The organism is Prevotella sp. AM23-5 (genome assembly GCF_003473645.1).
GTDB lineage: Bacteria > Bacteroidota > Bacteroidia > Bacteroidales > Bacteroidaceae > Prevotella > Prevotella copri_A.
This window is the reverse complement of the sequence record NZ_QUCG01000102.1, coordinates 1-8,546: the sequence shown is the minus strand read 5'-3', so window position 1 is coordinate 8,546 and position 8,546 is coordinate 1. Positions and strand designations below refer to the sequence as shown.

Annotated in this window: 13 protein-coding genes; 8 read left to right on the top strand and 5 right to left on the bottom strand. The window is 42.8% G+C overall.

The annotated features are described in order from the left end of the window. Positions 1-129: 129 nt before the first annotated feature. Both DW657_RS15850 and DW657_RS15845 read left to right on the top strand, forming a co-directional pair. On the top strand, positions 130-561 hold the full coding sequence (locus DW657_RS15850; protein ID WP_144150493.1) for a hypothetical protein: 432 nt from the start codon (positions 130-132) through the stop codon (positions 559-561). A 125-nt stretch (positions 562-686) separates the two neighbouring features. Continuing rightward, entirely contained in the window at positions 687-1,268 is a 582-nt protein-coding gene (locus tag DW657_RS15845; RefSeq protein WP_118313387.1) for a hypothetical protein, read from the top strand. 558 nt (positions 1,269-1,826) lie between these two features. Here DW657_RS15845 and DW657_RS17990 read toward each other — a convergent pair. Continuing rightward, complete coding sequence (locus tag DW657_RS17990; RefSeq protein WP_153082140.1) at positions 1,827-1,988, bottom strand: hypothetical protein; 162 nt, start codon at positions 1,986-1,988, stop codon at positions 1,827-1,829. A 12-nt stretch (positions 1,989-2,000) separates the two neighbouring features. Continuing rightward, positions 2,001-2,720: a hypothetical protein gene (locus tag DW657_RS15835; protein ID WP_117586515.1), complete on the bottom strand. Its 720-nt coding sequence runs from the start codon at positions 2,718-2,720 to the stop codon at positions 2,001-2,003. Positions 2,721-2,881: 161 nt separating this feature from the next. Here DW657_RS15835 and DW657_RS15830 point away from each other — a divergent pair, with 161 nt between their 5' ends. The 6 genes from DW657_RS15830 (at position 2,882) to DW657_RS15805 (ending at position 6,103) form a co-directional block, all read left to right on the top strand. Next, entirely contained in the window at positions 2,882-3,673 is a 792-nt protein-coding gene (locus tag DW657_RS15830) for a ParA family protein (protein ID WP_118313385.1), read from the top strand. Between the two features lie 45 nt (positions 3,674-3,718). Further along, entirely contained in the window at positions 3,719-4,030 is a 312-nt protein-coding gene (locus tag DW657_RS15825) for a hypothetical protein (RefSeq protein ID WP_147381979.1), read from the top strand. Positions 4,031-4,205: 175 nt separating this feature from the next. Beyond that, positions 4,206-5,099 carry a DNA cytosine methyltransferase gene (locus DW657_RS15820; RefSeq protein WP_233547169.1) on the top strand — a complete coding sequence of 298 codons (894 nt, stop codon included), beginning with the start codon at positions 4,206-4,208 and terminating at the stop codon, positions 5,097-5,099. Positions 5,100-5,111: 12 nt separating this feature from the next. Further along, complete coding sequence (locus DW657_RS15815) at positions 5,112-5,357, top strand: hypothetical protein (RefSeq protein ID WP_118313382.1); 246 nt, start codon at positions 5,112-5,114, stop codon at positions 5,355-5,357. An 8-nt stretch (positions 5,358-5,365) separates the two neighbouring features. Next, positions 5,366-5,641, top strand: coding sequence for a hypothetical protein (locus DW657_RS15810; protein ID WP_118313381.1), 276 nt, complete (start codon positions 5,366-5,368; stop codon positions 5,639-5,641). Between the two features lie 126 nt (positions 5,642-5,767). Further along, positions 5,768-6,103 (top strand): hypothetical protein, encoded by a 336-nt coding sequence (locus DW657_RS15805; RefSeq protein WP_147381978.1) that lies wholly within the window; start codon positions 5,768-5,770, stop codon positions 6,101-6,103. Between the two features lie 186 nt (positions 6,104-6,289). Here the strand turns inward: DW657_RS15805 and DW657_RS15800 are convergent, their stop codons facing one another. The 3 genes from DW657_RS15800 to DW657_RS15790 all read right to left on the bottom strand — a co-directional run bounded on the left by DW657_RS15800 (position 6,290) and on the right by DW657_RS15790 (position 7,549). Beyond that, the gene (locus DW657_RS15800; RefSeq protein WP_118313379.1) at positions 6,290-6,832 is read right to left on the bottom strand and encodes a hypothetical protein; all 543 of its coding nucleotides are present in this window, start codon (positions 6,830-6,832) and stop codon (positions 6,290-6,292) included. A gap of 11 nt (positions 6,833-6,843) precedes the next feature. Further along, entirely contained in the window at positions 6,844-7,155 is a 312-nt protein-coding gene (locus tag DW657_RS15795; RefSeq protein ID WP_147381977.1) for a hypothetical protein, read from the bottom strand. A 157-nt stretch (positions 7,156-7,312) separates the two neighbouring features. After that, positions 7,313-7,549, bottom strand: a complete 237-nt coding sequence (locus DW657_RS15790) for a hypothetical protein (protein ID WP_118313377.1) — start codon at positions 7,547-7,549, stop codon at positions 7,313-7,315. Positions 7,550-8,546: the final 997 nt, after the last annotated feature.

The following is an 8,546-nucleotide window of genomic DNA, read 5'->3' as shown; positions in this document are numbered from 1 at the left end:
AAATTATAGTGTTGCGGAATTAAGGATCAAGAAAAACTGCAAGAATTTGGCATAAATCCTTCCTCGATACCAGAAGAAGTATATTCCATCGACTGTAGCAGCCTGAACAGAGTGTGGCACGGAATAGGAATGAGAAACGTACACGGAGGCGTGGAGTTCATCAGCCTGACGGAGATGAAAAGACCAACGACAATTCATCGCAAGGGCATCACATTGCAACCTTCTAAAAAAGGCTCAGTCGCTAGTTGCTGCCTTTTTAGTAATTTCATGGACTATCTGGCCTATCTCTCTTTGTCGAAGGACGGCAAGATTGCACTCCCCAAGGAATGCGATTGCATCATCCTTAACCACCATTTCAACCTCTCTCACTTTCTCGTAGAAAGCGAGGAGTACGAGGAAGTGAACCTGTTCTTGCCCAACAGTTCAGCAGGAAAGGTGCTAACGAGAACCATCATGGACAGAAATCCGGCCGCAGTGGACTGGTCGGGAAGTTACATACACTTTCAGAGCCTTCGCTCATACGCCTATTACAAGTTCATAAAAAACAAAGAGAGCCTATGAAAATAGTGGGAATAGCATTCGGTGTTGCCGTCATTGGCATCATCATCGCCTTCATCTATGAGATTAAGTTCACTTACAGAGATGGGGACTTATGGAAAAAGTAAATGATATAAAACGCAAACCTTATGAGAAATAACGGAATCCTTAACATTGACGTTGCTAGGGCAGATTTGCCCATGCAACCAGAATATTGGATAGAAGAGACTTACGTATCAAGATACGAGAAACTTCTTAGAGTGATAGAAAAGAAGACCTCTTTTCTGCCATATCGCAACACAAAGGTCATCAGGGAAATTTCCTTTGAGGTTCCAGCATCCACCACGCTGGAGCAAATAAAGGAAGTAAGTCTGGCATTTGAAAAAAGATTCAAGGTATCATGTTTTCAAATCAGCATAGACCGCTCAGTGCAGGTAGCCCACCTGTTGTTTGCCTGGATAGACATGGAAACAGGCAAGGCCGTCAAGCTCGATGTCAACACCTTGAAGCGTGCCACAGGTATGTTTCTGAGAAGACTTAAGCTTCCTCATCCCAAGGACTATGACAAATGGATAAGATATGTCCTTATCGATGCCTATGAGGAATGTCCAGATGTCTTCAAGCAACAATACAGGGCCATTTGCAAGGAAGACAAAGAGACTGAAAGCAGTTGCATTATCAGAGATGCCCTTGCCTATGCCGAACTTATGAGCAAAGGGCAAGCAAAGTAAAATAGCACCGAAATATTTCAAATAGAGTAGATGTAGGGGATTACTCCCCTACATCCTACTATTGTTCTATAAAAGCAATCTTTTCCCTTTTATACAGTGAGTAGGCAACACGTCCTACCAAGTCACCCTCATACCTTACCAATTCCTCATAAATGAAGTTATAGTGCTTTGCCATGCTGCCTATTGCTTAGTACACGTTCAAAGATAGCATTAATGCTATTCTCTGTAAATGTTTGACTATAGGTCTTACCTTGGACATGAGTGTCCACGGTAACCCCCATAGGTGAGACATTCTTGTTGTTCTGCCCTATCTTATATTTTCTCATCCTCTCGTTAGCCTTGAGGATTGTCTCTTCTGATACCTTACACATAATTTATGCCACAAAGGGACTTTATTAAATTTATTCCGCTGCAAAAGTACGACAAATAATTCTAATCTCCAAACTTTTATGAGTTTTAATGGCTTACAAACAAAAAACTCCTGATTCTCTCGAACCAGGAGCGTTGAACCTTATATATAATGATTTTGCAATTTAAACTACAGGATTTGCCATTAAACTATAGTGAATGGTCATGAAGCCAAGCCTTCTGGGAATAGCTTAGTCTATCCCAGTTGGTCTTAGAGCGTCTTCTTTTCTTTTTATTTCCACCACCAACTACCGCTTCCACGGTTTTCTTGCCGAGCCAACCGGCAAATGCCAAAGTTAATAAAGCCTCCATAATCGTAACGTTTTATTTGTTAATACTAAATGTTCCTACAGGGATGGCTGTAGCCGTGATGATTGACATATAGAAGATGCCATACTCTCCTGGCTCTGCCTCAGATGCTGGAATTTCCAAGAGATAGCTTTGGTTTCCATATTTATGACCTGTGAAAGCTACATATCCTCTCTTCTTGGTTTCTGCGCTGCCTATCAAGGCAGGCTTGAACTCCATCCATTGAATTCTTCTGTCCTTCTTTGATGCTTTGAAACGTACAATGCGGTAAATCTCCATTGGATCGTACTCGTTCTTCTCTCCCTTAATGAGTAAACGGATGCCATTATTTGCATTCTTCACGGTGTAGGCAGATTTGCCACCTGCGAAAGCAATGTCCATACCCTCTGCTCCTGCGAGGGTATTCACTGCATCGGCAGCTTGTCCTACTCCAGCTGCTGTTCCCATCACACGAACACCATTAATTATACCAGAAGCACTTCCAGATGTACTGGCCCCTATCATACCTCCTGCAAACCCCAAGTCTCCAACAGCTCCTGCTATCTTGGCAAATTTGCCGAATTTATTCTGATGCTTGGAAATCATTCCGTCCTCTTTTGGGAGCGCATCGAAAGTGGAATCACTTGTGAGCACGCAATAGCTGTTAATAAACTCAGGCTCTGGAGCCGTTACCTGTTGGGCAAATCCTGTGGAAGTTGCAGCCAACATCATCATTGATGCTAAAATTTTCTTCATATTACTTATATTTTAAGAACTTTTTCTGTTGCAAAGGTACAAAAAAACATTTATATAAGCAAATAATTCAATATTTATTTTGTTATATTACCAAATATTCATATCTTTGTAGGCGAAAATAACTATATAGTCATATAATTATATAAAAATACAACGCAATTATGAAACATTACGCAAAGATTATTTCCTTCGCCAACCACAAAGGTGGCGTTGGTAAGACAACGACAACAGCAAGTATGGGTTCAATCCTTGCCTCCAAGGGTTACAAGGTTCTCTTGGTAGATTTGGATGCCCAGGCAAACCTCACGAGTTCACTCTTGAAGAAAGAGGTCACAACCACCATCTATGATGGCTTGAAATCCCAGTCCTCCACCTCCCTTTATATATATAAGGTACGTGAGGACATCCGTTTGGACATGATACCAGCCGATTTGAACCTAGCCCAGGCAGACTTGGAGTTGGCAGGAAAGATGGCGAGAGAGAGAATCCTCTCAGAGTTGTTGGAGAACTACAAGAGCGAGTACGACTACATCCTCATCGATTGCCCACCTTCCCTTGGGTTGCTCACCCTGAATGCCCTCACGGCATCCGACTATGTGATTATCCCTTTGGTAGCAGAAGTCTTGCCATTTAACGGATTGAAGATGATCTTCGACTTCATCAACCAAATCAAGAAGTTCCTCAATCCAAAGGTAAACATCTTCGGTATCGCCATCACCCGATGGGAAGGAACGAAGCTCAGCAAGAACATCGAGGAAGGTTTGAGAAAGCAGCTGGACGATTTAGTGTTCACGACAAAGATTCGCAAGAATGTCACCATCGCCCAGGCACCATTGGAGGCAACGAACATCGTTGACTACGACAAGAAGAGCAATGGCGCACAGGACTACATCGCCCTGACCGAGGAGTTTTTGGAGAGAATGGTATTAAACAATGTAACCATCAACAAGTAGAACGTAAAATTAGCAGTTATGTCAAAGAGCATCAATTCAAACGCAATGGATTCCCTGTTACAAGGGTTGACTGGGAAGACCGAGGAACAGGAAGCAGTTCCTACACAAGAATGCCCTAGCGAGGCTCCTTTACCTACCAAGCGAAAGGAGAAGCCACGCTATGAGGTAATCAGCACCATGGTTGACCCAGACGTGATGAGTAAGGTACGAACCATCGCAGACATCGAGGGAGTGGCCATCAAGGAAATCATCGGAGTTGGCCTCGATATGTTTATCCGCAAGTATGAGGAGCTTCATGGAAAGGTGCGTGTGAAAAAGCCCAGAAAAGGGGATATTTCCCAAATATTCAACTCGTAGGCATCGTTCCCCTTCCTCCCAGTGCGGCAGCAGGTTTAATAATCTATACCTGAAAACACCGAGGGGTGAAAGGGGGCGAGAAGCCCCATTAACAAACGATACCACCATCAAGAACACCTTGACCCACGCAAGCGTATTCTCGGGGATAGGCGGAGCGGAGCTTGCAGCCTCCTGGATGGGATGGAAGAATCTCTTCCATTGCGAGATACAGCAGTTTCCAAGGCAAGTTCTTGACTATTGGTTTCCAAATTCAGAAAGTTATGAAGACATCACCAAGACAACCTTCACGAAGTGGAAGGGAAAAGTCGATGTTCTCACAGGCGGATTTCCCTGTCAGCCCTTCAGCTATGCAGGAAGCAGAAAAGGAGCGGAAGATGACCGCTACCTCTGGCCTGAAATGCTACGAGCGATTCGGGAGATACAGCCCACTTGGGTCGTTGCTGAAAACGTTGTTGGCATCACGACGATGGTACAACCCAGCAGTGTCACTGAAATGGGACGTTCAGACTTTCTCTTCGAAGAAAGTGTTGTATGTAGAGAAGAATACAGGTACATCCTCGATGCCATCTGTGAAGACATTGAGCGAGAAGGATATGAAGTCCAACCGCTTGTTATTCCAGCTTGTGCCACAGGAGCGCCCCATAGAAGAAACAGGATATGGATTGTTGCCCACCGTACAGACACAGGGCTTGAAACGTTGCAACAAGAAGGGCAAGACGGAGTTTCTGCCCCTGCACCTCCTCCCTACGCCTACAGCTGCGGAGGCGACCAAGTACACCACCAAGCTCAATTCCAAGAGCCAGATGGGAATGGGACTGACAGCCCTTGCCATGAACGGCAAGCTGCCATCACCGAAGAAAGTAGCAGAGGAAACCGGGGGTTCACAGGGTTCCCGTCAGTTCAACCCACTATATGCAGAGGAGATGATGGGCTTCCCTTCGATGTGGACGACCTTGCCATTTCTGAAGGAAAATGGAGAAAGGAATCCATAAAGGCATACGGCAATGCCTGGGTTCCGCAAGTGGCTTTGGAGATATTCAAGGCCATAGAAGAGTATAATAACAATTAAAGAACAAGACAGATGAGAAAATTTTTCAAAGACAACATTTGGCTATTTGCCATTGTCGCCGCAATCTTGGTCATACAAGGTATATTGGGCTATTACAGGAAGAACCAAGTTGCCGAAATGAACAGACTTTCCGGGAAAGAGAACGTAAAAGGCCGTGACATATCACGTACCATAGATGAGTTCAAGTATAAGGGAAAGACCTACACCTTTGTCATCTATGAGAGAGGTGTAAACATGGAAGTAAGAGAACTAAAATAAGTTGCACAATGGAAAAAGTTGACATATTTGACCAAGAAGTTGGCAGGGCAGCCATAGAATGCAACGGCAACCTTGTAGTGGTTTTCAATGGCAAGAAAGCATTTTGGTTCAAGGAACAAATCGAGAGTTTTGTAAAAGAGCATCCCGAAGCTCCTCTTCCACTCTCTGTGTTTTGCGTGGCAGTCTCGAAAGTAGGCGAACCTTGCAAGTACAAGAGCACAGGCAATTCCTTCAGTTTCGTGGCTAGAAGCGTTTCCCGCAGTGAAGCATTGTCGGAATATTAAGCAATACCAGAAATCAAGATGAAAGTCATATTATTACCAAAAAATGTTTGGGGATGCACAGGAATAGATTGTTATAACAATATCCCAGAGTGCTATCCCCACAGAGCATTCTTCATAGAATGCGAAATGTCCATAATTCCTCGAAAAGGAGAATTCATCATGCTCTCCGACTACGAAGACATGATATTCAAGCAGCTTTACTGCCAACTATCCAATTCCGACAGTGACCTGCACTTACTATTGGAAGAGATTCGAAAAGAAGACGACAGGACACCATCCTACCTAAGGAACGTAAAGGAGCTAGAAGACAAGTCTCTCCTGCATATGGTGGTGTATGGCGACGAGCATGAAGAAATTTTCAACGAAGGATTGACGGATTATCGCTGGCTTGTAGAAGAAGTAACCTATAAGATAGGATATTCTGGTGAGACAGTGTTTGTTACCATATCTCACACATATTAATAACAAAATAGTCTCTGTTTTTAGTGTAAACACTCCAAAAGCAGAGACTATTTCGCTACAGAAAATAGAGAGTCCCTATTGTATTTTACAGAAATCAACAGTAGTATTCCGCTTTTCTGCCTCTTCCCTCATTTTTCTCATTCTGGCAATCACCATTTCATTGTATTAAATATCATTCTTTTCCATTTACTTGTCTTCCAAAGATTTTAAATAAGACACATTTTCCAAGCCATCAACCATCTGCAAAGTCTTCCAAGCATTGCGGCGTTCCTCCGATGAAAGCTCTTTGTCTGTTCCGTCATCATTACCAACATAGATATTATGTTTCAACAAATATGCCAGAAGCAATCTTTTCCTTGTAGCTTTCAGTTCCTTCTTGAAGTTTTCCTTGTGAAAATCGAAGTAAGTAAACAACTCGGCATATTGTGAAGGAGTAAGTTCCAAGGATATATGGCTATTCTTCTCCTTATACCAAATCTCACCGTCGCCCAAGATTTTCTCACTGCACATAAAGAACAGCTCCTTCAGCAAGTGGTCACATCCAACATTGAAGACATATTCTTTCTTTTGTTCGCTCTCATTCAAGATGTCCTCCAAATTAACACCCAGGGTAGAGCAAAGCCTAACCATTGCCTTTCGAGCATTAATGGCTTCTCCCTCTTCCCCTCTCAAAGCGAGTTCGTTCAGTTTCAGAATTTTCTGTTTAAAACTCTCATACTTTTCTTCCATATCATCAAATTTTAAAAATTATATTCCATTCTCAGAGCCTTGTCGAAATCACATGAGTTGACGAGTCTCACCATCCCCTTTTTCTTGGCATAGCTGTAGTTGCCAACAATTCCATGCTTGTTCAGTATCAATTCCACTACCCGAACATCCTCGTTGTTAAGTTCATTGAGCAGACACCCCATCAGAACAAAGTTCCTAGCCTGTGCTTTAGTGACAGGAAAGACTTTTCCCTGAAGCATTTGCTTCTTATAGGGTTTTCCTGCAGGAACAACGTTGGCACTATGGTTCATATACACCATTCGTTGCCAAGAAATCTCATTCATTCTCATATCATCTATATTTTTGAAGTTACAAAGATAAGTGATGGAACTTAAAATGACTGCTATAAAATGATATATCTTTCATTTTTAACATATACCACCACCTTTGCCTAACATAAAAAGAAGCACAGGAGAGGTTATTCACCTCTCCCGAAAGAATCTATGAAGCCTCGTTGATGTCGTAGATGAAGAAGTCGTTCTTAGCGAAGACTCCAATCATTCCCACACCAGCTACCACTGCTCCAGCTATTATCAGCCAGATGGCCAATCCCTCATCAAGGAAGCGCATGTTACCACCCATGAAAGCAAAAGCCATCATTGCCACTCCAAACATTGAGAAGAAAAACAAAGCGTTTTCCACACTCATCTTCTTGAGAAACTTAATAATCTGTTTCATTGTCAATCTCATTTTAACGGTTCAACTTTAAAAATTATACTTTGGATTTCCGGAACCTTCTAGCCTTTTACAGTTATTTGTTTCGTTCGATCCGATATTTTTTTTATCATACCTCGGCGTGTCCTTCGCCTCCTGTAGCCTTTTTACGTGCAGAAAGGATGGCAGCCCAGAGAAGTCAGAACGCCAAGGAATTTGGTAGAAACTTTTCAGGAATACCCAAATATGCAATATTTGCGGAAGGCTTCCAGAAAAGTTTTAGCCAAATAAGGAGTCCTCTCCTGGTACTTGGCATCTGACAGGGCCGCCATAACTTTGCACGAGAAAAAGCAAGGGAGGCAGATGGCACGATACCGCTTCAATAAAAAAGTGAGGTCGAACAATAGAAACAAATATGAAAACATAGATATAAGAAAAGTAGAAAAGAAAAATATAGATATAGCACTGTAGTTCTATAGGTAGAAACAATTATATTCTTATAGAACTATATACTTATATAAATATATAAAGAAATAAGAAAATAAGGAAATATAGAAACAGAAAAATAAGATTCCGAAACTTCGGCTATAGATATAGGAGCGTAGAGGATGGCACACTTGTGAGGAGAATGGCATGTCCATGTGGCTTGGAGAGAGGGGTAGCCTGGCTTTCAAAATAGGTGGAGATGGGAAGGAAGTCCATCTTCGCCAAAAACGGAAGCAAGCCTACCCTGAAAGAAAAGTCCTCCTCGCATGTATGCCATCCGCCAAGGGGTGTGGTGGCCAAAGCCCCACATGAAGGTTCGACCTATCTCCCTTGCTGCTCTATGGCATCACAGTGCAGTTTCTCAGGCTTTCAGGAGAACTCAGTGAAGCCGAGGATGGATGAAAGTCAGGAGAAAGGGAATAAAGCGAAGCCATAGACATAAGAAAAGCGCAAATGTTCCAAACAGCTACTATTTGGAACATTTACCAAGACACCCATCGGCGATACCGCTTTACAGGCGAAGCTGAACGGTTCG

Bases quoted from the DNA above. Each gene is read 5' to 3' on its own strand.
- DW657_RS15810 (WP_118313381.1), top strand. From the start codon at position 5,366: ATGGAAAAAGTTGACATATTTGACCAAGAAGTTGGCAGGGCAGCCATA.
- DW657_RS15820 (WP_233547169.1), top strand. From the start codon at position 4,206: ATGGGATGGAAGAATCTCTTCCATTGCGAGATACAGCAGTTTCCAAGG.
- DW657_RS15845 (WP_118313387.1), top strand. From the start codon at position 687: ATGAGAAATAACGGAATCCTTAACATTGACGTTGCTAGGGCAGATTTG.
- DW657_RS15825 (WP_147381979.1), top strand. From the start codon at position 3,719: ATGGATTCCCTGTTACAAGGGTTGACTGGGAAGACCGAGGAACAGGAA.
- DW657_RS15835 (WP_117586515.1), bottom strand. From the start codon at position 2,720: ATGAAGAAAATTTTAGCATCAATGATGATGTTGGCTGCAACTTCCACA.
- DW657_RS15790 (WP_118313377.1), bottom strand. From the start codon at position 7,549: ATGAAACAGATTATTAAGTTTCTCAAGAAGATGAGTGTGGAAAACGCT.
- DW657_RS17990 (WP_153082140.1), bottom strand. From the start codon at position 1,988: ATGGAGGCTTTATTAACTTTGGCATTTGCCGGTTGGCTCGGCAAGAAA.
- DW657_RS15800 (WP_118313379.1), bottom strand. From the start codon at position 6,832: ATGGAAGAAAAGTATGAGAGTTTTAAACAGAAAATTCTGAAACTGAAC.
- DW657_RS15850 (WP_144150493.1), top strand. From the start codon at position 130: ATGAGAAACGTACACGGAGGCGTGGAGTTCATCAGCCTGACGGAGATG.
- DW657_RS15795 (WP_147381977.1), bottom strand. From the start codon at position 7,155: ATGAATGAGATTTCTTGGCAACGAATGGTGTATATGAACCATAGTGCC.
- DW657_RS15830 (WP_118313385.1), top strand. From the start codon at position 2,882: ATGAAACATTACGCAAAGATTATTTCCTTCGCCAACCACAAAGGTGGC.
- DW657_RS15815 (WP_118313382.1), top strand. From the start codon at position 5,112: ATGAGAAAATTTTTCAAAGACAACATTTGGCTATTTGCCATTGTCGCC.
- DW657_RS15805 (WP_147381978.1), top strand. From the start codon at position 5,768: ATGTCCATAATTCCTCGAAAAGGAGAATTCATCATGCTCTCCGACTAC.